This is a genomic window from Streptomyces sp. NPDC087310 (assembly GCF_044744405.1).
Lineage (GTDB): Bacteria > Actinomycetota > Actinomycetes > Streptomycetales > Streptomycetaceae > Streptomyces.
Map to the genome: position 1 here is coordinate 508,679 of NZ_JBIUYF010000007.1, position 26,107 is coordinate 534,785.

Annotated in this window: 23 protein-coding genes and 5 pseudogenes; 20 read left to right on the forward strand and 8 right to left on the reverse strand. The window is 68.5% G+C overall.

Annotated features, from left to right (window positions below):
• The first annotated feature begins 170 nt into the window (after nucleotides 1–170).
• The 3 genes from ACIO3P_RS27915 to ACIO3P_RS27925 all read left to right on the forward strand — a co-directional run bounded on the left by ACIO3P_RS27915 (nucleotide 171) and on the right by ACIO3P_RS27925 (nucleotide 2,047).
• On the forward strand, nucleotides 171–1,034 hold the full coding sequence (locus ACIO3P_RS27915; RefSeq protein ID WP_401853417.1) for an ATP-binding cassette domain-containing protein: 864 nt from the start codon (nucleotides 171–173) through the stop codon (nucleotides 1,032–1,034).
• Entirely contained in the window at nucleotides 1,031–1,489 is a 459-nt protein-coding gene (locus ACIO3P_RS27920; RefSeq protein WP_401853415.1) for a hypothetical protein, read from the forward strand. The genes ACIO3P_RS27915 and ACIO3P_RS27920 overlap by 4 nt, the downstream gene beginning before the upstream one ends.
• Nucleotides 1,490–1,708: 219 nt before the next feature.
• A complete protein-coding gene (locus ACIO3P_RS27925) occupies nucleotides 1,709–2,047 on the forward strand; it encodes a cupin domain-containing protein (RefSeq protein WP_329821923.1) in 339 nt (112 codons plus the stop codon).
• A 262-nt stretch (nucleotides 2,048–2,309) separates the two neighbouring features.
• On the opposite strand, the gene ACIO3P_RS27930 is transcribed toward ACIO3P_RS27925, so the two are convergent.
• The gene (locus ACIO3P_RS27930; RefSeq protein WP_401853413.1) at nucleotides 2,310–3,041 is read right to left on the reverse strand and encodes a MerR family transcriptional regulator; all 732 of its coding nucleotides are present in this window, start codon (nucleotides 3,039–3,041) and stop codon (nucleotides 2,310–2,312) included.
• Between the two features lie 237 nt (nucleotides 3,042–3,278).
• Here ACIO3P_RS27930 and ACIO3P_RS27935 point away from each other — a divergent pair, with 237 nt between their 5' ends.
• Complete coding sequence (locus tag ACIO3P_RS27935) at nucleotides 3,279–4,787, forward strand: alpha/beta hydrolase (RefSeq protein ID WP_401853411.1); 1,509 nt, start codon at nucleotides 3,279–3,281, stop codon at nucleotides 4,785–4,787.
• Between the two features lie 584 nt (nucleotides 4,788–5,371).
• On the opposite strand, the gene ACIO3P_RS27940 is transcribed toward ACIO3P_RS27935, so the two are convergent.
• The gene (locus tag ACIO3P_RS27940) at nucleotides 5,372–6,205 is read right to left on the reverse strand and encodes an enoyl-CoA hydratase/isomerase family protein (protein WP_401854011.1); all 834 of its coding nucleotides are present in this window, start codon (nucleotides 6,203–6,205) and stop codon (nucleotides 5,372–5,374) included.
• Between the two features lie 122 nt (nucleotides 6,206–6,327).
• Here ACIO3P_RS27940 and ACIO3P_RS27945 point away from each other — a divergent pair, with 122 nt between their 5' ends.
• Nucleotides 6,328–6,717: a helix-turn-helix domain-containing protein gene (locus ACIO3P_RS27945; protein ID WP_329821919.1), complete on the forward strand. Its 390-nt coding sequence runs from the start codon at nucleotides 6,328–6,330 to the stop codon at nucleotides 6,715–6,717.
• A 274-nt stretch (nucleotides 6,718–6,991) separates the two neighbouring features.
• Here ACIO3P_RS27945 and ACIO3P_RS27950 read toward each other — a convergent pair.
• Nucleotides 6,992–7,222: pseudogene (locus tag ACIO3P_RS27950) on the reverse strand (aldo/keto reductase); the annotation flags it as partial.
• 151 nt (nucleotides 7,223–7,373) lie between these two features.
• A complete protein-coding gene (locus ACIO3P_RS27955) occupies nucleotides 7,374–8,348 on the reverse strand; it encodes a cytochrome P450 (protein ID WP_401853409.1) in 975 nt (324 codons plus the stop codon).
• Nucleotides 8,349–9,426: 1,078 nt separating this feature from the next.
• Between ACIO3P_RS27955 and ACIO3P_RS27960 the strand changes: the two are divergent.
• The 4 genes and pseudogenes from ACIO3P_RS27960 to ACIO3P_RS27975 form a co-directional block, all read left to right on the forward strand.
• Nucleotides 9,427–9,536 (forward strand): annotated as a pseudogene (locus ACIO3P_RS27960) (IS630 family transposase); the annotation flags it as partial.
• 63 nt (nucleotides 9,537–9,599) lie between these two features.
• Nucleotides 9,600–10,088, forward strand: a complete 489-nt coding sequence (locus ACIO3P_RS27965) for a GNAT family N-acetyltransferase (protein ID WP_401854008.1) — start codon at nucleotides 9,600–9,602, stop codon at nucleotides 10,086–10,088.
• 1,031 nt (nucleotides 10,089–11,119) lie between these two features.
• Nucleotides 11,120–11,338, forward strand: coding sequence for a hypothetical protein (locus tag ACIO3P_RS27970; RefSeq protein ID WP_329821915.1), 219 nt, complete (start codon nucleotides 11,120–11,122; stop codon nucleotides 11,336–11,338).
• A complete protein-coding gene (locus ACIO3P_RS27975; RefSeq protein WP_401854005.1) occupies nucleotides 11,331–12,437 on the forward strand; it encodes a response regulator in 1,107 nt (368 codons plus the stop codon). Before ACIO3P_RS27970 ends, ACIO3P_RS27975 begins: the two co-directional genes overlap by 8 nt.
• On the opposite strand, the gene ACIO3P_RS27980 is transcribed toward ACIO3P_RS27975, so the two are convergent.
• Both ACIO3P_RS27980 and ACIO3P_RS27985 read right to left on the reverse strand, forming a co-directional pair.
• A complete protein-coding gene (locus ACIO3P_RS27980; RefSeq protein WP_401853406.1) occupies nucleotides 12,438–13,130 on the reverse strand; it encodes a hypothetical protein in 693 nt (230 codons plus the stop codon).
• Nucleotides 13,131–13,543: 413 nt separating this feature from the next.
• Nucleotides 13,544–13,816, reverse strand: a pseudogene (locus ACIO3P_RS27985) (NAD-glutamate dehydrogenase domain-containing protein); the annotation flags it as partial.
• Nucleotides 13,817–14,073: 257 nt separating this feature from the next.
• Here ACIO3P_RS27985 and ACIO3P_RS27990 point away from each other — a divergent pair.
• From ACIO3P_RS27990 to ACIO3P_RS28015, 6 genes are all read left to right on the forward strand, one after another.
• On the forward strand, nucleotides 14,074–14,475 hold the full coding sequence (locus ACIO3P_RS27990; protein ID WP_401853404.1) for a hypothetical protein: 402 nt from the start codon (nucleotides 14,074–14,076) through the stop codon (nucleotides 14,473–14,475).
• A 119-nt stretch (nucleotides 14,476–14,594) separates the two neighbouring features.
• The gene (locus ACIO3P_RS27995) at nucleotides 14,595–15,401 is read left to right on the forward strand and encodes an AAC(3) family N-acetyltransferase (protein ID WP_329821970.1); all 807 of its coding nucleotides are present in this window, start codon (nucleotides 14,595–14,597) and stop codon (nucleotides 15,399–15,401) included.
• Between the two features lie 575 nt (nucleotides 15,402–15,976).
• Nucleotides 15,977–16,438 (forward strand): hypothetical protein, encoded by a 462-nt coding sequence (locus tag ACIO3P_RS28000; RefSeq protein WP_401853403.1) that lies wholly within the window; start codon nucleotides 15,977–15,979, stop codon nucleotides 16,436–16,438.
• Between the two features lie 29 nt (nucleotides 16,439–16,467).
• Nucleotides 16,468–16,854 carry a spore-associated protein A gene (locus ACIO3P_RS28005; RefSeq protein ID WP_401853401.1) on the forward strand — a complete coding sequence of 129 codons (387 nt, stop codon included), beginning with the start codon at nucleotides 16,468–16,470 and terminating at the stop codon, nucleotides 16,852–16,854.
• Nucleotides 16,855–17,453: 599 nt separating this feature from the next.
• A complete protein-coding gene (locus ACIO3P_RS28010) occupies nucleotides 17,454–18,449 on the forward strand; it encodes a helix-turn-helix domain-containing protein (RefSeq protein ID WP_401978219.1) in 996 nt (331 codons plus the stop codon).
• 874 nt (nucleotides 18,450–19,323) lie between these two features.
• Nucleotides 19,324–19,716 (forward strand): DUF6896 domain-containing protein, encoded by a 393-nt coding sequence (locus ACIO3P_RS28015; protein WP_401853398.1) that lies wholly within the window; start codon nucleotides 19,324–19,326, stop codon nucleotides 19,714–19,716.
• Nucleotides 19,717–19,721: 5 nt separating this feature from the next.
• On the opposite strand, the pseudogene ACIO3P_RS28020 reads toward ACIO3P_RS28015, so the two are convergent.
• Together ACIO3P_RS28020 and ACIO3P_RS28025 are read right to left on the reverse strand one after the other, a co-directional pair.
• Nucleotides 19,722–20,533, reverse strand: a pseudogene (locus ACIO3P_RS28020) (IS5 family transposase).
• A gap of 359 nt (nucleotides 20,534–20,892) precedes the next feature.
• Nucleotides 20,893–21,480, reverse strand: a complete 588-nt coding sequence (locus tag ACIO3P_RS28025) for a hypothetical protein (RefSeq protein WP_401853395.1) — start codon at nucleotides 21,478–21,480, stop codon at nucleotides 20,893–20,895.
• Nucleotides 21,481–22,197: 717 nt separating this feature from the next.
• On the opposite strand from ACIO3P_RS28025, the gene ACIO3P_RS28030 reads away from it, so the two are divergent.
• From ACIO3P_RS28030 to ACIO3P_RS28050, 5 genes and pseudogenes are all read left to right on the forward strand, one after another.
• Nucleotides 22,198–23,466 (forward strand): MFS transporter, encoded by a 1,269-nt coding sequence (locus tag ACIO3P_RS28030; RefSeq protein ID WP_401853393.1) that lies wholly within the window; start codon nucleotides 22,198–22,200, stop codon nucleotides 23,464–23,466.
• A 248-nt stretch (nucleotides 23,467–23,714) separates the two neighbouring features.
• A complete protein-coding gene (locus ACIO3P_RS28035) occupies nucleotides 23,715–24,395 on the forward strand; it encodes a hypothetical protein (protein ID WP_401853392.1) in 681 nt (226 codons plus the stop codon).
• Between the two features lie 96 nt (nucleotides 24,396–24,491).
• Nucleotides 24,492–24,728, forward strand: coding sequence for a hypothetical protein (locus ACIO3P_RS28040; RefSeq protein ID WP_401853389.1), 237 nt, complete (start codon nucleotides 24,492–24,494; stop codon nucleotides 24,726–24,728).
• Complete coding sequence (locus ACIO3P_RS28045; protein ID WP_329821892.1) at nucleotides 24,728–25,102, forward strand: fic family toxin-antitoxin system, toxin component; 375 nt, start codon at nucleotides 24,728–24,730, stop codon at nucleotides 25,100–25,102. The genes ACIO3P_RS28040 and ACIO3P_RS28045 overlap by 1 nt, the downstream gene beginning before the upstream one ends.
• Before the next feature lie 278 nt (nucleotides 25,103–25,380).
• Nucleotides 25,381–25,681 (forward strand): annotated as a pseudogene (locus ACIO3P_RS28050) (PEP-utilizing enzyme); the annotation flags it as partial.
• Nucleotides 25,682–26,107: the final 426 nt, after the last annotated feature.

Genomic DNA, 26,107 nt, shown 5'->3' on the forward strand with positions numbered 1-26,107 from the left:
GTCCGCCGGCCCGGCCGGGAACACCGATCCCGGCCCCGCCCACCACCACTCCCACCCACCTCGACCGGGGAAAGACATGACTCCAGTGCTGGAAGCCGAGAAGCTCGGCAAGCGGTACGGCAAGCACCAGGCCCTGACCGGCTGCGACCTGAGCATTCCGCATTGGGCGGGTGATCGGTCTGGTCGGTCCCAACGGCGCCGGCAAGTCGACGTTGCTCAACCTGGCCTGCGGACTGGTCCAGCCGACCTCGGGCTCGGTCCGGGTTCTCGGCTCCCGCCCCGCCGCCAACGCCGGGCACCTCGCGAAGGTCGGCTTCGTCGCGCAGAACACCCCGGTGTACGCGGAGCTGTCCGTCGCGGACCATCTGCGCATGGGCGCGGCTCTCAACCCCCGCTGGGACGCCCCGCTCGCGCGACGCCGCGTGGAGCAGACCGGGCTCGCACCGAAGCAGAAGGCGGGCGGGCTCTCCGGCGGACAGCGCGCCCAACTCGCCCTCACCCTGGCGGTGGCCAAGCGGCCCGAACTGCTGATCTTCGACGAGCCGGCGGCCGCCCTCGCCCCCCTCGCCCGGCGCGAGTTCCTGGAGAACCTGATGGAGTTCGTCGGCGACCTCGGAGCCAGCGCCATGCTCTCCTCGCACGCGCTCTCCGATGTGGAGCGGGCCTGCGACTACCTGATCGTGCTGGCAGGTTCCAGGATCCAGGTCGTGGGTGATGTGGCGGACCTGCTGGCGGAGCACCTCCGGATCGTCGGGTCCTGGGACGACCGCGCGACGATGCCCGCGGGGATCGAGGTCATCCGGTCCGAGCCCGCGAGGCACGAGAGTTCAGCGCGACACGAGAGCTCCGCACGACGCGAGAGCTCCGCGGGGCGGGAGAGCTCCGCGGTCGTCCCCGCCACCGGCCCGCTGCCGGCCCATGCGCCCTGGGCCGTGGAGAGCCTCGACCTGGAGGAACTGGTCCTGGCGTACCTGACCCGGGCCACCCTCACCGACGCCGTATCCGCATCGACGGCTCAGGAGACACACCGATGACCTGGCTGACCTGGCGGCAGTTCCGTACACAGGCGCTCGTGGGGCTCGCCGCGCTACTGGCGGTCGCGATCTGCGCGGTCGTCATCGGCCTGCGGTCCCGGGACCGTTACGAGGAGCTCCGCGCCCAGTGCACCGGCGGCGGCTGCTCGAAGATCCTGAGCTCGCTCGCCGACGACTTCGGCCTTGCCTACGACTTCGTCGGCTATCTGCTGATCGCCGTCCCCGGCATCATCGGGCTCTTCTGGGACGCACCCCTGATCACCCGGGAACTGGAGGCGGGCACCCACCGGCTGGTGTGGAACCAGAGCATGACCCGCACCACATGGCTGGCGGCCAAGCTCGGCCTGGTCGCTCTGGCCGGTATGACCGTGACCGGCCTGTACAGCCTGCTGCTGACCTGGTCCGCCGGCAAGGTCGACCTCGTCGCCGACCACGCGCGACATCCGGCTCCGTAACCTCCGCTGAAGACCGGAACTCCGCACACCTCTAGGCTGTGCTGAACAAGATCGGCTTCCCGGCGTACCGTAACGGCCCGGGGGATGCAGGTGGGAGGACCGCAGACGCCCCTGGTGCAGCTTCCACGCCGTACGTCACGTCCCCAGCGGGTCGGCCGGCCAACCCCGGCTCCTTACTCCTTACTCCGTACTCCTCACTGCTTGCAGAAGGTCACTGTCATGAAGAACGAGCGAGAATTCTTTGCACCGGACGCCATGCCGTGGCGTACCGGGCCGCAGCCCGGGACCGCCGAGAGGGTTCTGAGCAGGGATGAGGCTGATCCGGAGGTGCTGACCCGGCTGGTGCGCTGGGAGCCCGGCCTCGACACCTCGCCCTCCGGCGTCATCCGGCACGAGTGGGTCGAGGAGGTCTATCTGCTCGAAGGCGACCTGCACGACCTGACCCTGGACCAGACCTTCCGCGCCGGAGACTTCGCCGCCCGGCCCCCGGGCATGGAGCACGGCCCGTACCGGACGACCGGAGGCTGCGTGATGCTGGAGATCCGCTACCGGCCGTAGGGCGTGGCCGTTCCGGGCCTCCCTCGTCGACGAGGACGAGTTGGACGACGGACCGGCGAGCCAGGACCCGCACCGGTGCGGACAGACCATGGCTCATCTCACCGCCGTGGTCGACGGTTCGCGTCCCGGCCGTGCCGACCCGGAGCTGCTCGTATCGCTCACGGCCGTCGATCCGGACGGACCCGCCGAGCGTGACGGGGATACGTACACCAAGCCGTGCGCCGAGCAGTTCCGTCCCCGGCCCCCAGGCCGCGTAGCGTTGTCACGTCTCGGCGGCGTCGTCCTTCGAAAGCAATGCGTTCACGCGTTGCAGGACGTCGATGTGGGCCTCGTTGTAGAACTCGACCACTGCCTGCACGACAACCGACTGGGTGATCGCCGCTCCCCGGCGAGAGGCGGCCTCCAGGTCGTGCAGCAACGGGTGGTCCTCCTGCTGTTTGCGGACTTCGGGCGCGAGGCGTTCCGCGATCCGCTGCCGCACGTCCTCGGGCGCGTCCGCGGGCAGGGCGTCGAACTCCGCGCCGACGTCGCTGCGAGGCGCCGCGAGCTGCTCCTGGAACGCGGACATCGCCGAGGGGGTGAGAAAGCTGGAGTACGCCAGCAGGAAAGATCGATCCGCCTCCGACAGGTCGTCGGGGAGTGTCCTGAAGTCCGTCGGCAGGTCGATCGAGGCCCGGTTGTCCAGGATCGCCGCCAGTTCCCGGCGTATCCGTTGCTGGCGTTCGATGCTCGCCGCGAGCTCCGCGTCCAGGGCGCGCAGGATGTGCTCCGCCCTCTCGTCGGCGGTTTCGACGGAGGGGATTGCCGACAGCGGCACGCCGAGGTCGACCAGTCTACGGATGCGCAGCAGGCGGACCAGGTGCTTCGCGCCGTACCGCTTGTAGCCGTTGGCCGTTCGTTCCGGCTCGTCCAGCAAACCGACCTTGTGGTAGTGCCGGACGGTCTTCAGCGTCGTGCCGGCGAGTTCGGCCAGTTGACTTGTGCTCCACGCCACCGCGAGGCCCTTTCTGGGGTGCTCCGTTCCCCGTCTCCCCGTTGCCGCCCCCCGTCCTGCCGGTCGGCGGGATCGTCTCCGAGAAGCGGTCCATTCAAGAGCATGCCCTTGGGGCATGGTCAACCCTCGACCGCGCCGGTACCCGCACGCCGCCGAGACGGAGTTGACCATGCCCCAAGGGCACGGAGTGCGATGGGCGGCGACCACAACCGCGAGACGGGAATGCGGAGACCGGACATGAAACGACAACGCAGTATCGGCCGGAGCCTGGCCCTCGTGGCCGTCCTCGGCCTCGGCGGCTCGCTGGCCACGGCACCCGCCGGCGCGGACGAGCGACAGGACCCGGAGGTGGAGTGGGGCACCTGCCCCGAGGACGTCGTGACCGAAGCCGCTCCGATCACGCTCCAATGCGCCACCGTGCCCGTGCCGGTGGACTACGCCGACCCCGGGGGAGCCCGGATCGACCTCATGATCTCCCGGCTGGCCAGCACCAACCCGGACAAGCGGCGCGGCACACTCATGCTCAACCCGGGCGGCCCCGGCGGGTCCGGACTCGCACTGTCCGCGCTGCTGGTGGCCAGGGGCCTGCCCACCGACGTCTCCGACAGCTACGACCTGATCGGCATGGACACCCGCGGCATCGGACACTCGGCACCGGTCACCTGCGAGTTCACGGACGACAGCCCTTACATCGGCAACATCCCCCGCTACGCGGTCGACGACGCGGCGGTCACCGCACAAGCGAAGGTCGCCGAACAGGTGGCCGAGCAGTGCGCACGCAATGACCGCGACGGACGGCTGCGCCACCTGACCACGGCGAACACCGCCCGCGACCTCGACCGCATCCGGGCCGCGCTCGGCGAGGAGAAGACCAGCTACCTGGGCTACTCCTACGGCACGGCACTGGGCGCCGCCTACGCGTCGATGTTCCCCGAACGCTCCGACCGCATCGTGCTCGACAGCAACATCGGCGACACCCACCTCGACCGCGACGGCATGCGCCGCTACGCCCTCGGGACGGAACAGACCTTCCCCGACTTCGCGAAGTGGGCGGCCGCACGGCACGACAGCTACGGCCTGGGCCACACCCCCGCGCAGGTCCGCACGACCTACCTCACCCTCGCCGAACGACTCGACAAGGCTCCGGTGGAGGGGATCGACGGCAACCTGTTCCGGCTCGGCACTTTCGGCCTCCTGTTCAAAAACACGCAGTACCCCAAGCTGGCCCAGCTCTGGCAGATGCTGCTCAACGGCGCCGACACGGCGGCCCGCCGCCTGCTGTCGGAGCACGCCACCGCGGGCAAGGCGCCGTCACCGGTCGACAACTCACTGTCGGTGTTCCTTGCCGTGACCTGCAACGACGTCGAGTGGCCCGAGAACATCGACACCTACCGGGCCGGCGTCGCCGAGGACCGCGAGCGCTACCCGCTGTTCGGCGCCGCCACCGCCAACATCACCCCCTGCGCCTTCTGGCCACACGCCCCGGCCGAGCCGCCGGTCGCGGTCAACGACGACGGACCCCGGAACGTACTGCTCGTACAGAACCTCCGCGACGTGCCGACACCGCACCAGGGCGGAAAGATGCTGCGCCAGAAGTTCGCGGACCGGTCCCGGCTGCTCAGCGTCGACGACAGCGGGCACGGCGCCTACGTCCTGGGCGACAACCCCTGCGCGCTGAACACCACCACGCGCTATCTGGTCAAGGGCGAAATGCCCGTGAAGGACACGCTCTGCCGCGCAGGTTGACCCCCGGATCAGGCTGATCGCCGGACCGGCCGGATCCCCACACCGGCCGGATCCCCGCCCGGTCTGATCCTCGCACCGACCTGATCCTCGCACCGGTCTGATCCTCGTACCGGTCGGCGGAGCGGACGGTCCACGGCTACGTCCGCTCCGCCGCGTCGTCACCAGCGTTTCCGGAATCACACCCCGCCCATCGAGCTGCCGAACCGGGGCAACCCAGCGCTCGGCTTCGCCATAGTGGCGGCCAGCACCGAGCGGGCATTGCGACTGTCGGGCATTGCGACTGAGCCACAGCCGACGCCGGAACCCGCGCCCCTCTTCAAGCCCTGCCCCTGGGCGGCGCCGTACCGCACCGGAGACCGTCCCCGAGCCTGTACGGCAACCTGTGCGCAGCCGCACGGACACGCCGCCTTCGTCCAGGGCCGGTTCAGACGACCACCGGCGAACACTTCCTGAAGCTCCGGCTCCAGAACGTTCCCATTCGAGCAATTGGGGGGCGGACTCGACGAGTTGGACGACCGGGCGCGTGGTGGAGCGGCTGCCATCGGGGATTGCGGCGGTCGGCTTGGCGGACCCTCGCCCAGGTCCTATCCGGCCAGTCCCCGGAGCAGGCCCTCCAGGTCGCGCTCGCCGTCGTGGGTCTGCGCACCATGGGCCAGTCCGCCGCGGATCAACCACTCGGCCGCGGGGCGAACGACCTGGCCGGCCCAGGCGTCGTGCTCCCGCAGGAGCCCCTCGGACAGGTCATCGGGGACGATGGCACGCTTGGCCGCCGCGATCACCCCCTCGGGCAGGGTCGCGATGTTGCGGGCGAGGCGGTCGACGACGTCGTCGAGCTCGTCAGCGGGGACGGCCCGGTTCACCCAGCCGTAGCGCTCCGCGGTTTCGGCGTCGTACAGGTCGGCACCCAGCACCGCCTCCAGCGCGCGGTTGCGGCCGATCCGGCCCGCGAGGTACTGCGTGCCCCCTCCGCCAGGGACAATGCCCATCAGAGCTTCGACCTGGCCGATCCCGGCGCGACCGATCGCCGCGAACGCCATGTCCGCGGCCGCGACGAACTCCGCCCCTCCGCCGCGCGCCATCCCGGCAAGCTTGACGATGGTCACCTGGGGCTGGTGCCGGAGCAGCTCTCCCAGAGCCTGGAAGACGTTGACGCCGTCCGGAAGGTCGGCCGCGAGCTTGTCGAAGGCGTCCGGAGTGTCGACGAGCGACATGTCGACGTGGGCTATGAAGAACTCCGGGTTGGCGCTGTCGAACACGATCACCCGAACCGAGTCGTCGTCCTTCAGCGCGGTCAGCAGGTACCGGAGGTCGGCCATCAGGGCGACGTTCAGGACGTTGACCGGTGGGTTGTCGAGGGTGACGCGGGCGATGCCGTCCTCAAGGCTCACCCGCAGGGTCGTGTAGGCGTCGTGGTTCATGGAGATCTCCGATCGGTACCTGGTACGCATCTAGGTTCCTGATGCATACTTACGGTGCGATGGCGGGCGACCGGCGTCAATAACGCACTTTCGGCATCGCAAGGATCGTGAAGGATACCGACATGGCCATTTCTGAAACCGGCGCCGACGCCGGCACCGACATCGTCTACCGGTCCGACTGCCCCAGCCGCCCGATCCTCGACCAGATCGCTGACAAGTGGTCGATGATGGTGATGGCAGTCCTTGACAAGCCCACTCGGTTCAACGAGATCAAACGCCGTCTTGAGGGCGTGACCCAGCGGGTCCTGACCCAGACCCTGCGCCGCCTGGAGCGCAACGGGATGGTCACGCGCCGCGTGCTGCCGACCTCGCCGGTCGGAGTCGAGTACTCCCTCACCCCGCTCGGCGAATCCCTGCGGGAGCCGTTCGGCCGGTTGTACGACTGGACGGTCAACAACGCGGACGAGATCCGGGCGCACCAAAGGGACTACGACCAACGCGTTCAAAGCTGAGAAGGGGCGCCCGAGAACCGCATCGTCCTGAGCTGACCCGCTCCGGGCACCGCTTCGGTATCCGAGCCGTCCAATCTGCGGTCCCGATGCCGGCATCTCACGCTACGGCCGGCGCTTTCCCCCTGGCCTCGAATTCCTCTGGCCTCGAACTCGACGTGCAGGTGCGGGTTCCGAGTTGAGTGATCATTAACCTCCGTCAGGACCGGTGCCTAAACGCTGCCACTCGACCTCGATGAGGCGTTCGGCGAGAAATCGTGGGACGTGCGCGCAACTTCGCGGCCAGCGCCTGGGCCGACCGGTTGTGGGTACGGGCGCCCACCACCGGCACGATGTCGTCCGCTTGAGCGGCTACCCAGGCGATGGCCATCTGGGCGACGGCGCACCCCTTGGCCTGAGCGGTCTGACGCACAGCCTCCACGAGGGTGAGGTTGTAGTCCACGCTTCCGCCGGCGAACCGCGGATCGAAAGAGCGCCAGTCTCCAGGACCGACGGAGCTGCCGACGCTCCGGCCGTCGACCCCGGCGAAGTCACCTCCGAGGGCGGCGAGCATGCCGAACTTCACGCTCAGCCGTAGCTGCCGCGCTCCCTGCTCCGCAGCGCCTCGGCCGGCAGCAACTCGTTCTGGCCAGGGGCGTAGAACTGTCGTCGGTGTCGTGTCATATCGAGACAGGCAATTCGTGCAGGCTCCTGTTGCGCAGCGACGTGGTCCACTGCAACGTGCTGACCGGGCCGACCAGCGACAGCTCTGGAAAGCGGCGCACCAGACTGGTCACGGCGATCTCGTTCTCCAGGCGTGCGAGGGAAGCGCCAGGGCAGTAGTGGGGGCCGTGGCCGAAGGCAAGGTGGCCACGAGTGTCGCGCGTGGGATCGAAGGTCTCGGGCGTGACGAACTGGCCTGGATCGCGATTGGCTGAGGCCCAGGCCAGCCAGACGCGTTCCCCTTTGCAGATGGCCGCTTCGCCGATCCGCATGTCCTGGGTGGCGAACCGTCGGACGGCCAGCATCGCCGGCGAGTTCCAGCGCAGTGCCTCTTCCGTGACCTGATTCATGGCCAGCTTTCCGCTGCGCACAGCAGTGAGGTGTGCTGGGTGGGAGAGGAGGGCCAGCATGGTGGTGGAGATCAGGCCGGCGGAATTGTGGTAGCCGCCGAAGAGGAGAAGGAAGGCCATGGCCACCAGCTCCGCCCTGCTCAGGCGGGGGCCGTCCTGGTGGGTGTGTTCGTTGATGAGCGCGGACAGCAGGTCGTCACCGGGAACATCGTGTTTGCGGTCGATGAGATTGGCGAGGAAACGGTGCATCTCCTTCATGGCCTTACGTGACTGCACAGCGGCGTCGGGCGCCGGACTGAGCAGCGTGTCTGTCCAGCTCCGGAAGTCCGGGCGGTTGTCCTCCGAGATGCCGAGCAGGTTGCTGATCACCGTGAGCGAAAGAGGCATGGCCAGGTCGGCCACGATGTCCGCGTGGCCGCCACGCGCCGCCAGTTGGTCCAGTAATTGATCAGTGACTGTCTGGATGGACTGTCTGAGCTGCTCGGTTCGCTGCTTTGTGAATGCGCTGTTGACCAGACGACGGAGTCGGGTGTGGGCCGGCGGGTCGGTATTGAGTAGATGCGCGTCCAGCTCGGGCGGCATCGAGTCACCATGGCGGCCGCCGGTCCGCGCGTGGGCCTTGTCGACCGAGAGCCTCGGGTCAGTTGCCGAAGCGCGTATCTCGCGGTAGCTGCTTACCAGCCAAACCGGTGCTCCGTCCGGGGTGAGAGCCCGTAGGCATGGAGTTGTGCGGCGTAGTGCCGCGTATGAGGCGTGAGGATCAGTCTGGAAGGATTCGTTGAGGAGCACAGGGGGCCGGGTATCGGGCATGGGTGTGATTGATTCCTCGTCAGCTTGAAGGTGAGGGCGTCGGTGAGGTCTTGTGTCCGACCGCGGCATTGCGGCCGCCGGTGGCCACGATGACAGAGTCGGTAAAAGGCAAGGCGCTTAACTGATGTCTCAGACTGAAGCCTAGGCGGGCGTACTCGCTGCGCAACGCCCGGCCAAGTCGACTCCGGGAACACTGTGTCGACTGCCCTCGTTCGTTCGGTAGTTGGGCCGTCTACGACAGGAGAGAGCGGTGACAGAATCGGGTTCCCCATGCGAGCGCGTGGCCGAGGAGCCAGTTGGTATCGCGCGGATTGCCACATCCACTCCGTGCACTCGGACGGCGAACTCATCCCTGAGCAGTTGGCGGCCGACGCTCGCGCAGCGGGACTCGACTTCATCGCCACCACGCAGCACAACTCTCCGAATGCGCACAGCGCCCGGGGCACCATGCCGCGGACGACTTCCTGATCCTCCTGGGTGAGGAAGTGACCACCAGGACCGGACACTGGCTCGCGCTCGGTATCGCTCCAGGGCAGGTGATCGACTGGGACTATCGTGTGGCGCCCCCGGAGCCGCGAGATCGTGCGAGGCGGTCGGCCGTGTCGAGCCCCATCCTGTGCAGGCTCCGGCATCGGCGGTGCCACCGACTGGAACAGCTCCCCAAGTGCCTCCGACCGTCCGCCTGTCAAGGGAAGAAGCCAGGGGCATCACACTGCACTTCGCCAGTATTCTGGCCGAGAGGGTTCACCGGGTCGCGGGCTCGCGGTCGGGACCGAGCAGACGTTTGGATGTGAGTGCACGTCCGATCCGGCGGTGTAGGAACGGTGGCAGGACAGGGTCCTGCGTCTGTTTGCGCTGGTGTGATGCCAACGCCCGCCCTTCCCCGATGTCCTGGCCGCGCAATGCAATGAGCGCGCCCGCATCCCCAGCGAAAGGGGCATCCGCTGGGGTGGAAGTCTCCGCCCGGCGCAGCCTGGACCTGTCATCGACCACGACGCCCGGACCGTTTATAGGCTCGGGCGTATGAACATCACCATCCGACCGGCCGTTGAGAACGATCTGCACGGACTGCTGGCACTCTACGCAGAGCTGAACCCGGACGACGCGCCGTTGCCGTCAGACTCCGCGAGAAGCATCTGGACGGCTGTCCGCCATCAGCAGGGCCGGACTGTGCTGGTCGCGGACCTGGACAGCACGCTGGTCGGGACCGCGGACTGCGTGGTCCTGCCGAACCTCACTCGCGGCGGGCGATCAATCCTTGTCGTGGAGAACGTCGTGGTTGCCAACACTCATCGTCGACATGGTGTCGGCAGGCAACTGATGGGTGCTGCCGTGCGGCTTGCTGAGTCCACCAGATGCTACAAGATCCAACTCTTGGCGGCCGACGGACATGAAGCGCACACGTTTTACCAAGCCTGCGGATTCCGGCCACTTGCCCAGGGATTTCGCCGCTACCTCGACCAAGGCCGGCCCGCCTCCCCATCCGGTGAACCATCCTGGTCAGAGCAGTAGAACAGCGCGATCCGCGGGGGCCGTACCGGGCTGCCTGGCGTGCGCTCGGGTGCCGCGTCGGGGCGCCCACGGCGGGCAGGTCTGTGCAAGGCGTGCGGCCACCAGCGCCGGACCGAGGCTCTGGTGATGGAGGCCGGACTGGCCGCGGTCACTTGGACGGCCGACGTGGACGAGCCGGGCGAGCCGTCCGTGGGCCCGCCCCCTGAGCGTGCGCCTTCGCCTTGGCCGCGTTCCAGGCGGTGGAGTAGGAGTTGCCAAGTACCTCAGCAGCACCCTCAGGCGCCTCAGCCGGACCGAAGAAGCCCGAGGCCGAGGCGCCTCAGGCTTACGGAACGGAGCACAACCGCCGCTGGGTACGCGCGAACCTTGGGCGGCGCGGACACGATCGCCGCCGCGCCGAAGGCAGCCGACGCCGCTCGGGAGCACACGGCCCCATACCTGCTAACGGTGCGGCCTCGACGGGCCGATCCCCGCGCCCTGGACCGACCGAGCTTGCCGGCTGTCCGCTGGACGGCGACAGGGCGAGGCGGCGGTCACATGACCGCCGGGCTGAACGGATCCGGTCTCGTGCGCCAGGCTCTGGTCGCTGCCCGGGAGCGGCGAATTCGGGCTCGGAATCGGCGATCGGCGTGATGACGACCGAGCGTGGCATGGTCGCTCCTGCCACCCCACGGCAGCGCTTCGCTCGGTCGGGGTCGGCTCTCGCCGGAGCCGCGCCCGCGCCCGAGCCTGCCGGTCAGCCGTGCCTGTGCCGGAAGGTGCTGATGTGGCCGCTGCGTCTGCTCCGCGTTGCCAACGTTGCACGGCAACACATTGGCAACGTACTTCAGGGTCAGCGGCCTGATCTGCCCGAACGAGAGGGCCGGGGCGCGGTAGGCCCGGCGCAACAGGGCATTTCGCTACCTGCTGCCTTGATGACGTACTGCAACGCGCCCATGACGCTCCATGCTGTGTGTCACCCCCCTGGCGGTCTGCCGGGCGGGAACGCCCTCCTGTGTCTTCGGACGCGGGACAGTCGAATGGGGATTCGCGTGGACCGACCGTTGCTGCCGCTGAGAACAGCCCTGGTCTTCCTGCTCGCCGCGCTGAGCGGCGTGGCAGCAGGGGGACTGACCTGGCTGGCAGGGGAAGGTGCCGCGCGCGGTGTGCTCGCCGGGTTCGCCGTCACCGGGCTGGCCACTCCGTTCTTCGACCGTCTGATCACTCCGGGAACCGGCGAGCCCTGCGGGAAGGGACATGACCATGGGTGAGCTGCGCCCACTGGGGCAGGACCTGACGAAGGAGTCACGGGCGCTCGCCGAGGTTCTGCGGGAGCTGTTCGAGGGGCTGGAAGTGTCGGTTCGCCGGTACGCGGCCAGACGCCAGCGTGACCCAGGGACGTTCTCCCGATACCTCAACGGGACCCGCTTACCGCCCTGGCCGGTGATCATGGACATGTTGACGGACCTCGCCGAGCACCGCGGTACCACCGTCACCCCCGAGACCATCGAGTTCGTGCGCGAGCTCTACGGGTCGGCGTTCGACGCCAACTCCTCCCCGAAGCACGCGGTCCAGATCATCGAGCAGCAGCTCGCCGACGCGGATCACGTCTCGCGCCGCTCCAGCGTCCGCGGCGACGTCCTGGGCGACGCCCTGCTGGACCGTAAGCACCGCATCGCCGACCTGGAAGTACGCCTCAACCACATGGAGGCGACGCTCACCGCCGAGCGGGAACGCGCCGGCCAACTGGCAGCCGCCCACCCCGACGTCTCGGAACTGCTGGGGGAGCGCGACGACCTGAGGCAGGAAGTGAAGCGGCTGGGCAACGAACTCCAAGAGGCGCAAGAGCGGCGGGCGGACGCAGAGGCGCGCTGCGATCTGCTGGAGCGTCAACTCGAAGCCGTCGAAAGACCGGTGCCGCTACCGTTACCGCTGCCTCTGCCGCAACCGCAGCCCATGCCCAAGGTCCTCGTCGTGGACGACCAGCCCGACAACCTGCTCGCCATAACAGCGGTTCTGGGGACACTGGACCAGGAACTCGTGACCGTCTCCTCCGGCCGGGAGGCTCTCAAGGCGCTGCTTCTCCACGACGACTTCGCCGTCATCATCATGGACGTGCAGATGCCAGGAATGGACGGCTACGAGACCGCCGCCCACATCAAGCGCCGCCCCCGGAACCGGGACGTGCCCATCATCTTCCTCACCGCGATGGGTATCGACCCCGAGCACACCGCCCGCGGATACGCGGCCGGTGCGGTCGACTACATCAGCAAGCCCTTCGACCCGTGGGCCCTGCGTGCCAAGGTCGCCGTCTTCACCGAAATCCACCTCGAACGCCGCATACTGCCGACGAACCTCCGACTCAGGTGACTAGCTGTTCACCGGGGCGGATTCCCCGGTGTTCTTCGTGAAGTGCAGCCACGCGCTCAAGGCTGCCTGCAGCTCGATCACCGCTTGCCGGTCAAGAAGCTCGCCCGTCGTGCCGACGTGCAGCCTCACGCCCTCGTTGGTCACCGTCCACCCGACGGGAAGCCGGTGCGCAGGGATGATCGGGGAACCATGAGCGAGGGTGCGCAGCATCGCTGCGACGCGCGGCGGAACCGCTCTGTCACGGGGTGCCCAGGGGACGTTTGGAGGCCGGGTGGGCAGACCGAGGGCGTCTCGGAATTCCTTGATGGCGAGGTCGAGCGGCTGGGGTGTGTTGGGGGCCGTGCCGATAAACGCCTGGATCAGCTCATGATGCGGCGCTACGGCCTGGGGTGGGTGCTCCTTCACGTCCAGGCGCACGACTGCCGGCGGGATGAGGGCGCGCGTGTATCCCTTCGTCGTGTACGAAGCGTGATGACGGCGCAGATCGGCGATGGGGCGGGCCAGAGGGTTCTCGCCTTCGAAGTTCGGGTTGCGGGTGGTCAGCGCGATCGACGGCTCCGGCGCTGACAACCTCGGCTGCTTTCCGTAAAGACCGTGAGCCCGGTGCAGGACACCTGTCTCGGTCACTAACACCGTCACCTGGCGACTGACGGTGTCGTTGCCCAGCCGGAACCCCACGGTCAGCGTTGTCATCCCTGTCCCCTTCCGCCGTGACCGCCACGTTAGCGAGTGGACTCCTCATCAGGGACCGAATCCACCACGTTCCTGCTGAGAGCAGACACACCGGACCGATCGGCTTGATGAGCAGGTAGCTCCCGTTCCGTACGACGTCTTCGCCGACCACCGCCGCCGAGTTAGACGGAGGAGATCGGCAAGCCTGCTTTCTGGCGCCTCCCCCGATGACTGTTGGGTACGTCAGTCACTGCGGCTGCGATGAGCGCCACGAGGTTGTCGGTCCAGCAGGCGGAATCCTTCGTCGCGACTTCGACGCCGCATCTGCCACGGACGAGGTTCAGGCCGTCCTGGCCGGCGAGCCCGCAGCAGCCGCTGAAGGGCTGTTTCCAGGGACGTCGTCCGGGTGAAGGATCAGAAGGTTGGCGCCGAAACAGCAGGCCGTTGCCGAAGACGTCACCGGACATGTCGCCGACGCCGACGACGGTGAAGTCCTCGCTCTGCGTGTCGTGGCCGAGCTCGCGGAAGTGCCGTTTCACGGACTCCCAGGCGCCGCGGGCCGTGATGCCCATGCCCTTGTGGTCGTAGCCCGCGCTGCCGCCGGAGGCGAAGGCGTCCCCGAGCCAGAAGTCGTAGGAGACGGCGACCTCGTTGGCGATGTCGGAGAAGCTGGCGGTCCCCTTGTCGGCGGCGACGACGAGGTCTGTCTGGGGGAGGGGACTGGGGCACTGAACAGCGGACGAAGGCGGCGAATGTCGTGCGGCGGAAGCCCCGAGGCCCAAGGCTGCGTCGCGTGTGCCGTCGTGCCCGGCATGGAGTCCGAGTCGAGCAGTCCACCGCGTCACATCGATTCAGGACGGTGGCCGCCGCAGTGCTCGGATCGCAATCTGGTGGTGTGCCCGCGATGCGGGAGGCGGACACCTGGGACCAGACCCGGGAGAGCCATCGGGGTAGCGGCAGGTCCATGAAGCTGGCCGATGTCAAGCCGGTGAAGCTCGGCGGGAACCAGGGCAGGCGGGGTCTGGTCACGGTGACGCTCACGGGTGTCCAGTTGGTGGAGTACCTGCGCAGGCTTGACGACTACGAAGCGCACGGCGATTTTAGCGCGGAGGACAACGGGCCGATGGCGCGGCGCATGTACGACGCGCTTGCCCCGGTTGTGGACCGCATCAAGCCCGGGCAGACACCGGTCGAGGCCCCGGGCCGTGGTCCACGACGCTGCGGTGTCCGTCGGCTCGACGCCGTCGCCAGCACCGTCCGTGAAGGGCTGACTGCGTCCCGTCCGGTCCGGCGTCGACAGGGAGACGGCGTGCGGGAGCTACCACCGGGCACTCGCCGCACGGGTGACGAGGGCCCGGTTCGGTGACGAGGGCCTGGTTCGGTCATGCCGAGCCGATTGGCAGGACCGACGACGGTACGACTGAGAGGCCGTCGAGAATTCAGTGGTACCGGAATCTTGGATCGTGCACACTCGCCGATGTGTCGATGCCGTCTCCAACCAGCCTGATGTGTACGCGTGATTCGCTTGCCACTGAGTTGCGTGCGATGGGTCTTCGCTCCGGTGAGGCCGTTCTTGTGCACTCTTCCCTCAGCTCCCTCGGGTGGGTCTGCGGCGGTCCGGTCGCTGGCGTCCAGGCGCTGCTGGATGTTCTGGGCAGCGACGGGACGCTGGTGGTTCCGACGCAGTCAGGCGACAACTCGGATCCGGCGGGCTGGGTGAATCCGCCCGTGCCCGAGACGTGGTGGGCGGACATCCGCGCAACGATGCCGCCCTACGACGCACGCACCACGCCCACCCGCGGTGTCGGTGTCATCCCGGAGACCGTCCGCAACTGGCCGGGCGCCGTACGCAGCGCCCACCCGCAGACATCCTTCGCTGCTGTGGGCCCGTGTGCCGCCGCGATCGTGGACGGTCACGCGCTGGACTGCCGGCTCGGCGAGCGCAGTCCGCTCGCCCGGCTGCAAGAAGCCGGGGCGCGGATCCTGATGCTGGGCGCGGGCTTTGAATCCTGTTCGGCGTTCCATCTGGCCGAGTACCGGATCGCCGCGCCGCAGGTCGACAACTCCTTCGCGGTCATGACCCCGCAGGGCCGCCGATGGATCACCGTGTCCGACACCGCGATCACCGAGGACGGCTTCGGCGAGCTGGGCGCGGCTTTTGAAAAGGAACGCCCGCTGGTACGGGGCAAGGTAGGCGCGGCCGAGGCCCGGCTCTTCTCTCTGGCCGACGCCGTCACCTACGCAGAGGCATGGCTGGCGCAGCAGCGACCGCACACAGCAGCCTCAACCTGATATTTCTCCCGAGTCTGCGGCTCAGGCACCCGAGACGCGACTGACTTGCGTAACACCTCACGAACGAGGCAGGGAAAGGAAAGACGAGTCGCGTCCGTACGGGGATGTCGAGGCGTACGCCCCAGGCCGGCCGGGATCGACGTCGCCGCCTACAACCCGGGGTTCGTCCCTGACCCCGGCCTCACCCGACCGCACCCGTGTGGCCCGGCCGTCCGAGAAGTCCTGAGGTTCTCAGTCGACGAGCACCAGGGCCGCGCCTCGGGGCTGAGCCCGGCGGTTCCACAGTTCAGGCAGCGTACGCCGCGGTGAACCGTTCGGCGGTGTCCCAGGGCTCGCCGTTGCGCTGAAGGCCGTTGGGGCCCGGTGGATCATCGGAGGGCGACAGTGCAGGCGTGCGACTGCGGCGCCGCGCGTTTGGCGTACGGCTCCGAGGGCGTCGCGAGCGCTCGGAAGGCCCGCATCACGTGCACGCGATGCCGAAAAAGCGTGCACGGAATACCAACGACCGTACAGGCGGTACACGCCAGACTCGTCGATGCACCGGATCGTTCCTCGTCACAACGAAGGAGACCAACGTGCGTTTCCAACCCCATAGAGCTGTACGGCGTACGGCCACCGCCGCCGCCTCGCTGGCCCTGTGCACGGCCGGCCTGGTGGTGAGCGGCGCGGGTACCGCGCACGCCGCCGCCATCTGCGCCGGCACGAAGATCGACACGCTTGAGTTCAACACGGGCTACACGTACCTGTACTACAGCAGCGCCACCGGTAAGAACTGCGCCTATACCATCCCCAAGTCGGGCACCGGCACACGTCAGTTCATGTACGTGGGCCTTTTCCGGGAGAGCGACGGTGCCGGAGTGTGGGACGACGGGGACTACACCCAGTACGCGGGTCCCGTGTACCTGGACGCCCGCGGCACCTGCGTTCTTGTCAACGGCCAGGTCGGCTCCTGGGCCGGTAACTCCGGCTGGGGACATTGCGGCGCCCAGGCGGCCGCCATGAGCGAACTTTCGACGGTGGCAGTGGGTGGGCGATGAGGCGCCTGCCGCGCTCCGCCCGGCGGATCATGACGGTCATCGGGACACTGGTCCTGACCGGGACGGGAATGGCGGCCACCGCCACAACCGCTTACGCCGCCTCGTACAACGGTGTATGCGGCGCGGGCTACAGTCTGGTCGACTCCGCGGCCATCGGCAGTGTCGGCACCGTGTTCTTGACCTGGAACGGTTCGACCGGCAAGAACTGCGCCGTCGCGGTACGCAACACACCGGGGGCGGCCGTCTGGATGGAGGCATGGGTGTCGCGTACGGCCGATGGCGGGGGAGACATTGACAACGGCTACTTCACGAGCTACGCGGGCCCGGTATACATCGACGGCCGCAATACCTGCATCGCCTTCAGTGGCACGATCGGCAGTCAGTCGGCGACGCGAGGCCCCGGCCACTGCGGCTGACGCCCACGGCCAGGGCTACGGGCCGCCCGTAAGCGGTTCGTAGCCGCGTCGCCGAATAACGGCGCCGGCGCGGGGCGATGGAGAACCTGGACGACTTCACGGCGACCAAGTGCCGTGTTCCGTACGCCTCTTCTCCCGTCTCGCCGCCCGCAACCCGACGCGGTCCGCCCGTGCAGTCCGTGAGTGCGGGCGCGCCGTGTGCGCCGGCCCCCTGCCCACCTGGGACTTCCTGCCGGCCGTCAGCTCCGCGAGCTACGACCGAACGAGCGAGCCTCGGTCGCGATGCGGCGGAGCATCAGAAGAGCACAGAATGAGGGGGACAAGACAGGTAGCAGGAGAACCGGGCCTGTGCCGCCGTCCGGACGTCTACGCACACCGCCCGTAGCGGAACCGGTCGGCAGACGGGGTGTGGGTGGGCGCGACGCCGACACGATCGCGCGGTGCGAGGTCGGCAGCGATGGGGGATGGTTTCCGGCCCCATCCCCCATCCGTGCCTCCGAGGCAGGATTGCGTGCCGCAGACCCGGGTGGCCACACTGGACGGTGCAACCACGTGCCGCCTGGGTGGGGGATCTGATGGCGTATACGGAGTTCGACACTGTGCTGTTGCCGAAAGAGCAGCGGTTCGACTGGTGGCGGGAGGTCGTCGGGCAAGGGGTCGCGCCTACCAGTCTCACCAGCGATTTCGCCTCCGACTTCGTGGGGAGCGTGGGCTCTCTCGATCTGGGGCGGTTTCAGCTGACGAAGATTTCGTTTCCCGCCCTGCGGTCGGAACGCACGGCGGAACTGATCCGGCGGGCAGACCCCGAAACGTACGAACTGACCCTGGTCCTGGGCGGATTGATGGGAGTCTCGCAGGGACGTCACACGACCCGGCTCGGCGCCGGTGACATCACCCTGTGGACCTCGTCCCGCCCCTACAGTGGTCAGGCGATGAGCGGGCCGCTGATCGGGGCCTCGCGGGCACTCATCCTGCATCTGCCGCGCGTACTGATGCCGTTGCCCGAGGCCAAGATCGATCGGCTGCTGGCATACGGTCTGCCGGCCCGATCCGGAGTCGGCAAGGTGCTCGCCGACTTTCTCGGCTCGCTGGTGAGGGAGGCAGCGGCGCTGGACGAACAGAGCCGCGCGCGGCTCGGCGAAACGGGTCTCGATCTGGCCGCCGCGTTTCTTGCCCACCACCTCGGCGCGCAGGAGGACGTGCCGCCGGAGACGCGGCACGAGCTGCTACTGGCCCGTATAGACATGTTCATACGGGAGAACCTGGCCGACCCTGCGCTCACCCCCGGTGCTGTCGCCGCTCGGCATCACATCTCCGTACGGCTGCTGCACCAGCTCTTCCGGCAACGGAGGGAGACCGTGGCCGCCTCGATACGGCGGCAGCGGCTGGAGGGCTGTTACACGGACCTTGCCGAACCACGGCTCCGTAAGCTGCCGATCCGGGACATCGGAGCGCGCTGGGGGCTGAGGAACGGGGCGGCGTTCAGCCGAATGTTCCGCGCGGCCTACGGGATCACACCGGGCGAGCGGCGGCGCGCGACGCACGCCGCGGACACGATGTCTGCGTTCCCTGTCCACAACCAAGTCCATGAGTAGGTGCGTTTGCCGTCGGAGGTGAGCTGGCCTTCGGCGTCGTAGGTGAAGGAGCGGCCTGCTCGGGATGATGGCCGACGTCGAGTCTGACCCCGCTCGGCGAGAGTTCCTGGAAGGGTTTCCGGAAGGCTTCGGTCTCCTTGATGACGTGGTCTGACCTGTGTATCAGGAGTAGAGCAGGACGCGCTTGCGGCTGAGCCGCGTGGACCTCGCGTGCCAGGCATTGGTCGCGGCCCGACACCAGCCTCGCCACGGCCGCGCTCGAACTCGCCGGCCGCGTCCGGGGCGCTGCGTTCGACGCGGACACCGCAGGCCGGGACGTCGTCCCCGACGTCCCGGCCTGCAGCACCACACTGCCCTGGAGCGCGCCGAACGCGATCGCTGCGGCCAGCGGGCGGGTGCGCGGAGCGAACGTGCGTGCCCTGCACGTCCTGGCGCCCGCTGCCTTCACGGCCCCCAGCGCGCCGATGCTGCCTGCGGAGCCGATGGCCATCCGGTCCCATGCACGCCGGGCCGGTGCGTACGCAGGAGTCGGCGTCGGCCGGCTCCCAACGGGCTCTGAAGCGCACCGGGTTGTCCGGATGAAGGCGAGGGTCGCTCCGACCGCCGCGGCGGCGGTCGGAGCAGCAGGACCGGGCTCTTCGAGAGCAGACGTGAGGCTGCTGTCATTGACGTACGGGCCGATCTGGAGGACGTGCGCGAGCGCGCCCGGCAGAAGGCTTAGTCGGTCGACGCCAGCCACACGCGGGCCCTTGAGCGCCTCGCCGACGAACGAGCTGGCCGCGTCTAACTGATCGTTTTAGAATGCCGTCCTGCGGATACGCTGGCGGCCCGTGGGGCAATCCCTTCAGCCACGGGCTCAGGGGGATGACGCCGTATGGAACGGGTTGAGGCTGCGCGAGACGTCGTGCTCGGTTACGTTCACGCTCTGAACTCGATTGACGAGGCCATGAGGGTGGCGATCCCCTCACTTGAGCGACTGGCAGATGTCATCAGCCTGGCCCGCTCGTGCCGGATCAGCCGGAGTGATCACATCGGCACCTACTCATACGCGGTTCATGGGGCAGGATGCCGCTTCGTGAGCGACAACGGCACAGAGGTCGATGTTGACTTCGCAGCCGACGGGCGCGAAGTCTTCGACCTCTGGCGGCTGCGCTGGTATGGGCTGAGCCTGTCGGAGCCGCTTGACGTCACTGATCAGGACCTGCGGTCCGCAGTGCAGCCGCTTCTGACCGAGGTGCGGCCAGGGTGGTTCAGCGTAGCCAACTGATAGCTTCAGGATGAGGTTCGTAGGCGGCGCAGACATATGAGGCTGCAGGCCGGTTCGAGCAGACCTTGGTGAGGATCGGCGCGTTGTTCGTAGCGGGTGCGGAGCTGTTTGAACTGGTGCAGCCAGGCGAAGGTGCGCTCGACCATCCAGCGTACCTTGCCCAGTCCGGAGCCGTGGTCGACGCCGCGTCGGGCAATCACGGGTTTGATGCCGTGCTTCCACAGCAGGCGGCGGTACTTGTCGAAGTCGTAGCCCCGGGCGGCGTACAGACGCCGGGGTTTGCGGCGGAGGCGCCCCCCCCGCAGTCCCCAACTCGACGGGACCGCGTCGAGCAGGGGCAGGAGTTGGGTGACGTCGTGCTGGTTCCTGCCGGTGAGTGTGATGGCGAGCGGGGTTCCGTGTCGGTCGACGATCAGGTGGTGCTTGGAGCCGGGGCGGGCGCGGTCGACGGGTGAGGGGCCGACATGATCCCCCTTTTGAGAGCCCGGACGTGCGACCCGTCCACGGAGCAGTCGTCCAGGTCCAGCAGGCCGGCACGGCGAACCTCGGTCAGCAGGGCAGCGTGCAGGCGCGGCCACACGTCGGCCTCGGTTCAGTCTCGCAGCCGGCGCCACGCCGTCACCCCGGAGCAGCCCACCGTCTCCGCGGGGACATCGCGTCACGCGACACCGGTCCGCAGTACGTTCAGGACGCCCGCGAGCGCCACTCGGTCGGGAACACGCAGCCGTCCGGGGGCGCGACGGCGCCGTTCGGGAGCGGGCGGCAGCAGCGGGACCACCCGCTCCCACAGATCGTCAGGAACAAGATCAGCACACACCCCGGTCACCCTGCCGACCAAGATCGTCGAGCACAAGACCCGCAGCTGAACTCATTCTGAAACGATCAGTAAGCCGGATTCCGTTCAAGCGGTCGTCTGAAGAACTTCGCCGGTTCTCGCTCGTCGATTTAGTGGAGCGAGGGTCCACTGTTCGCCTTGCTGTCCTGCCGCCAGTAAACGCAGCCCCAGCGGGACCACTCCGCAGCCGTCAGATCACCCCGCCCCCCATCCCGGGTACGACGAGGAGGCAATCCGACGGTCACATGATCCGCCGGACACTGCCCAGTCGAGAACGCCGTGCTCCGTGCAGTTCCCCGTGCCCCTGACGGAGCGCTGCCCCTTGCCGGCGTTTCTGGCTGTCAGTTGAAGATGTCCAGAAGATCCGGCCAGGAACCTGCGTCGTCGGAGCGGCGGGTCCGCATCGGGAGCGGATCCGGGTAGGTCTCCGCTGCGGCCCTCGTGCGGACGGTGTCGGGCCCGCCGCACGCCGCGACCGCGAAGGCGCCGAATACCTTGGCGAACGCGGCCGGGTCGCGGAACTCCACGCCGAACGCTCGGCCGTCCCGCAGCGGCACCCACACCACCCGGTCGAACCGTGGCCATTCCAGCACCGGCTGGTCGTCCGCGGTTGAACGCCCCTCCAGCCACAGCCGCGCCACGTGCAGCAGATTCACCTTCTCCATCGAGAGCCGCTTTCGCCGCACCCGCAATTCACGCGTCGTCAGCTCGACGCGCTGGTCCTTCTTCGGGTACCAGACGACGCCGATCCCGAACGGCACCCACAGCAGGATCCCGATCATCGGCCAGACCAGAGCGTCGCCCCACGACCGGAGCAGCCCGCCGTCCAGCAGGTACAGGGCCCCGAAGACCAGAACCCACTTCGCCGTCATCCGCCAGAATCCGCTGCCCTGCCGATACAGGACCTGCCGCTTCCCCGCCATCGCCATGCCTGCACGTTATCCGCCGCACCGCAGCTCACCGTAGGCGCCCTACGCCACCGCGAAGACGGGTGACGTCCATCGCTTTTGCCTTGTTCTCGTACCCTCTTCAAACGCCACCGACGTGGGCCACCCCCGGGTGGCGTGAGACACCCCTACCCCTCCAGTACGCCCGCCCGCCGACCGGGCCCGCCACGCGATGCCCTCCGCACTCCGGGCCGCCTTCCACACCAGGATGCAGCGCCTGGCCGCCGACCGTACGGTCTGAATTCCGCGCCGATCGGCAAGGGGCGACGACCGGCGCCAGGCCGTGGTCGCCGGCGCGGTCGTCCGCTACTACGTCAGCCAGGAAGTCCAGGCCGTGACCGTCGTCCGCGTCTGGCGCGCCGCCCGCATCGAACGTCGACTTCGCCTTCGGGGGTAGCTCTTTCCGCGTGAGATCGCTGGTCGGGGCCAGGAGTTTCGTAGTTGTGCTGGTCAGGGCGCGGGGAAAGGGAGAGCCGGTCGCGTTGCTTCTGGGGGTGTTCGTTTCTGCGCGCCGTTCCTCTACGCTCAAGGAGGTCATCAACGACCTTATGACATCTGCCCGATGACGGAGTCGGCGTGGGGTGCGCGTCCCCGCTCCATGCCACCACTGGACGGCTTCAGGCGCAGCCACGGGTCGGCACATCCGGACGCCGACGACCCCGTATGGCGCGTCCCGCCGGGCGGCGAAAGGGATGCGTCGTGCCTTCGGCTTCGGCGAACTACCGTACTCTGCTGCGCACTTCGGGTGCTGCGGCCTTCTTCCTTCCCGCTGCTGTCGGGCGTCTGGGCATCGCCATGACGGGGATCGGCATCGTCTGGCTGGTGCACGCACGCACCGGGTCGTATGCCGCCGCGGGTCTCGTCACCGGCGGATTCGCTGTCGCGGACGCCGTCGCAGGGCCTCAGATCGGGCGCCTTGTCGATCGTTTCGGGCAGGCGCGGGTGCTTCCGTGCGCGCTGGGCGCACATGCCGGGGCCGTGGCGCTGCTGTTCGCTGGCGCCGTTCCGGACCTTGTCGCCGGAGTGCTCGTCGGGGCAACGCTGCCCCAGCTCAGTGCCCTGTCCGCCGCTCGCTGGTCCGCCTTGCTGTCCGGCGAGCGGGCCGCCGCCCTACCCACCGCCTTCGCCCTGGAGGCCCTCGCCAACGGCGTGTCCTACATGGCAGGCCCGGCCCTGGTGAGCGTCCTCGGCGCGGCGGGCCGCCCGGGCGTCGGGGTACTGCTCGCCGCCTCGCTCGTCGTCGGTGGCGGGCTCGCCCTCGCCGCCCAGCGCCGCACCATGCCGCCCCTCACCGGCCCCGCCGAACGCCGGCACGCCGCACGCGCCCTGCTCCGCTCCGCATTCCTGCGGCAGGTCGCGCTTGGCCTCACGCTCGGGGTGTTCTTCGGCGCGATGCACGTATCCGTGGCCGCGTACGCCGTCGAACGCGGCACGCCGGACGCGGTAGCACTGCTCTACGTCGCCTCCAACTGCACCAATCTGGTGGGTGGTTGGGCCTACGGAGTCTGGCGCCACGGTGGCTCACCCCGGCGCCGCCAGGCCGCAGCAGCCGCCTTCCTCACCCTCGCGAGCCTTCCGCTGACCTTCCTCGACGCGCCCCTCGCGGTCGGCGCCACCCTCGCCCTGACCGGTCTCGCCGTGCCGGTCCTGCTGATCCTCGCCTCCGTGCTCACGGAGTCGTCGGTCCCGCGCGCCGTCCTCACCCAGGCGTTCACCTGGGGCAGCTCCGCAAGCGCGGCAGGATCAGCGGGCGCCGCGGCGCTCGCGGGGCGGGTTGTGGACGCGGGCGGTGCGCACGGCGGTTTCGGTGTGGCGGCGGGGGCCGGAGTGGTGATGACAGTCCTGGCCCTCGGCGGTCTGCGGGACTCATCACCGGACATGCCGAAGTCGTCCGCGCCCGCAGAAGCCACGGCGCCGAACTCGTCTGCCACACAGCGGGATTCGTCCAAGAACCGCAAGGCGCTCTGAACTCCATGAGCCGCCGCGAACAGCACCATCGTGACTGTGGCATCGAAAGTCACTCAGAGAGGTGTCGGCTTGATCAACATCAATGGTTTTCGGTGTCACTCGGTGGGCTCGCGTGTCGCAATGATTGGCATTTATGACGTTATGACCTCTCGAGGCGAGTGCGCTGCGTGGACGGGGTGTGTGGCATCGGGCTGCCCCCTCGGCGGTGCTGCGCAAGGTGGGGATTCCGGACGGATCATGGGGGGCTTGTGAGTCTGAAGAACGCCTACTTGGAAGCCGCAGCGCAGGCCGTGGCGTTGCTGGACGCACCGGAAGTGGCGGCCTCGTGGGAGAAGCCCAGCACGCCGGCGCAGTGGACGGTCGGCGGTCCGGCCGGCCACCTCGCGTATCGGATTTTCAGCGTGGGTCCGGCGTTGGAGGGGCCTGGATCTGAGCAGGACCCCATCTCTGTGCGCGAGCACTACGCGCGGGCCGTATGGATCGACGCGCCGCTCGACGGCGAGATCAGCTCCGGGATGCGAGCGAAGGGTGAAGGCATCTCGTCAGAAGGCGAAGGCGAAGGCGAAGGCGAAGGCGAAGGCGAAGGCGAAGGCGTGCGGCGGATGGTCGAGCGGGTCTGTGCCGCGCTCGACCAGCAGCGAACCGGCCTTGAGGAAGTGCCTGGCGACTGGGTGGTGGTGTTCATGCCGCAGACAGGGTGGGTGCTGAGCCTGGACGATTTCCTCGTGACGCGGATGGTCGAGCTCGCTGTGTATATGGATGACCTGGCGGTCAGTGTGGGCCTCGGTGCTCCGGAGCTTCCCGGCTCTGCCCTCGATCCCGTGATTGCGCTGTTGACCGGGCTTGCTGTCCAGCGTCATGGCCAGGCAGCGGTGCTGCGCGCCTTGACTCGCGCGGAGCGGGCACCGGCTGTGATCAACGTGTTCTGAGTGTTGCGTCAACGGCCGCGCGGAGCCGCGGGTCGCCGGACTGAAATCCAGGCGCCCTTGCCCGCACCGGGTGGTAACGGCTGTTACCATTCAGGTATGGCCAAGACACAGCTCGGTGCACGAGTCGATTCCGAGATCGTTGAACTCGCACGCAAGCGTGCTGGCGACCGGGGACTGCCCCTGGGCGACTACCTCGCGCAGCTCGTTCTCGAGGACGCGAGCGGCCTGCGCGCACGCGCCGTCAGCGCGGCCGGGCGGTTCCTCGACGAACACCAGCAGATCTTCGACGAGGCCGAGAAGGCCACGGACACCCCGGGAGCCCACGCCGCGTAATGGACCTGCACATCGACGTCTCCTGGATCTTGCAGGTCGCCGAACTCGCCGGCGCGGGCGACCCCGCACCCGACGACTACGGAGTCCCCGTCGCCGCCTGCGCCCGCCACCGCGCCGAACTCCTCGAACAACCCGTCTACGACGGCCCCTACACCCGCGCCGCAGCCCTCGTGCACACCCTCGGGCGCTGCCGCTGGCTCGAACACTCCAACCTCGCCGTCGCCGCCGCCACCGGCGTCATGTACCTGGAAGCCTCCGGCCTCACCGTCAAGCCCACCCGCGAGGACGCCACCGCGCTGCGCGACCTCCTCCTCAGCCCCACCTGCACCGCCCGCGACATCGCCGCCCTCCTGCGTACCTGGCCCACAAGCTGACCCATCCATGCGGATCTGAGGGGCGAACATGTGAACCGCGCTGCTGAGGAGGAATCCAGACACCTGGGACTACCGTCTCCTGGCCGACGCGACCCCTGTCCGTGAGCAGAAGCCGATCCACTACCGCGTCCATGACGCCGACGGCGGCCGGCTGCTGGGCTTGGGCACGGTCCGTAGCGGCGACCACCAGGCCGTCACCGACCACTGCCTGCGGACCCGGAACGCCAGCCCCGGCCGGTTCCTCGTTGCCGTGCGGCGGGGGCTGCCGTTGCTTCGTCTACCACGCGCTCACACTGCCCCAGGTGCTCACGTCGGAGGGCGAAGCCGTCACCGGGGCGTACTGGCGCGTACCGGCGCGACGACGTGCCGGCCTGTGCCCTGACCGGCCTCCCGGTCGCCGTCGGGACCATCGCGGGAAGGGCCCGCGTCATCCTTGCAGCGGGCCCGGTGGCGGAGGTGGGCGGCCCGATGACCCATGGCGCAGTGATCGCCCGGGAGTACGGCTTGCCCGCCGTCGTGGGCGTGGAACACGCCACCCGGCTGATCCGGGACGGGCAGCGGTTCCGTGTACACGGAACCGCCCCTCAGCCCGAGTTCGGGGTGGCTCATGGACCTGATCGCATACTTGGCCGGATCCGTGATCCGCGCGTGGTCGCCGGCGCCCATAGCCTTTGAAGACCTCGGCGACGGAGGGCCTCATGCCTGCCAAGCAGTACCGGCTCGCCTGTCAGTCGCGCCTCGCGGTCTCGGCCGGAGCTGCCGTCGGCAACATGCCTCCCGGAGCTGGTGCGCTCAACCGCCGCCGGATCTCCGGTTGTCGGCACCGCTTGCCGGCACCGCTTGTCTGCGGCGGCCCGGGCGAGGAGCACCTGATCACCTCGACCGTAGTGGCGCGTCCCGAGACGAATGCACTCACGAGCATGGGCATGTGCCTATTCCACTTTCGCGGAGGAACGTAGTGATGCGCCACTTTCACCCCCGCACAATCCGTAGAAGAGCGGCCGG

Excerpts from the sequence above, each read along its gene's own strand:
- ACIO3P_RS27920 (WP_401853415.1), top strand. The coding sequence starts at position 1,031 with ATGACCTGGCTGACCTGGCGGCAGTTCCGTACACAGGCGCTCGTGGGG.
- ACIO3P_RS27925 (WP_329821923.1), top strand. The coding sequence starts at position 1,709 with ATGAAGAACGAGCGAGAATTCTTTGCACCGGACGCCATGCCGTGGCGT.
- ACIO3P_RS27935 (WP_401853411.1), top strand. The coding sequence starts at position 3,279 with ATGAAACGACAACGCAGTATCGGCCGGAGCCTGGCCCTCGTGGCCGTC.
- ACIO3P_RS27940 (WP_401854011.1), bottom strand. The coding sequence starts at position 6,205 with ATGAACCACGACGCCTACACGACCCTGCGGGTGAGCCTTGAGGACGGC.
- ACIO3P_RS27945 (WP_329821919.1), top strand. The coding sequence starts at position 6,328 with ATGGCCATTTCTGAAACCGGCGCCGACGCCGGCACCGACATCGTCTAC.
- ACIO3P_RS27955 (WP_401853409.1), bottom strand. The coding sequence starts at position 8,348 with ATGCCGCCCGAGCTGGACGCGCATCTACTCAATACCGACCCGCCGGCC.
- ACIO3P_RS27965 (WP_401854008.1), top strand. The coding sequence starts at position 9,600 with ATGAACATCACCATCCGACCGGCCGTTGAGAACGATCTGCACGGACTG.
- ACIO3P_RS27975 (WP_401854005.1), top strand. The coding sequence starts at position 11,331 with ATGGGTGAGCTGCGCCCACTGGGGCAGGACCTGACGAAGGAGTCACGG.
- ACIO3P_RS27980 (WP_401853406.1), bottom strand. The coding sequence starts at position 13,130 with ATGACAACGCTGACCGTGGGGTTCCGGCTGGGCAACGACACCGTCAGT.
- ACIO3P_RS27990 (WP_401853404.1), top strand. The coding sequence starts at position 14,074 with ATGAAGCTGGCCGATGTCAAGCCGGTGAAGCTCGGCGGGAACCAGGGC.
- ACIO3P_RS27995 (WP_329821970.1), top strand. The coding sequence starts at position 14,595 with ATGCCGTCTCCAACCAGCCTGATGTGTACGCGTGATTCGCTTGCCACT.
- ACIO3P_RS28005 (WP_401853401.1), top strand. The coding sequence starts at position 16,468 with ATGACGGTCATCGGGACACTGGTCCTGACCGGGACGGGAATGGCGGCC.
- ACIO3P_RS28015 (WP_401853398.1), top strand. The coding sequence starts at position 19,324 with ATGGAACGGGTTGAGGCTGCGCGAGACGTCGTGCTCGGTTACGTTCAC.
- ACIO3P_RS28025 (WP_401853395.1), bottom strand. The coding sequence starts at position 21,480 with ATGGCGATGGCGGGGAAGCGGCAGGTCCTGTATCGGCAGGGCAGCGGA.
- ACIO3P_RS28040 (WP_401853389.1), top strand. The coding sequence starts at position 24,492 with ATGGCCAAGACACAGCTCGGTGCACGAGTCGATTCCGAGATCGTTGAA.
- ACIO3P_RS28045 (WP_329821892.1), top strand. The coding sequence starts at position 24,728 with ATGGACCTGCACATCGACGTCTCCTGGATCTTGCAGGTCGCCGAACTC.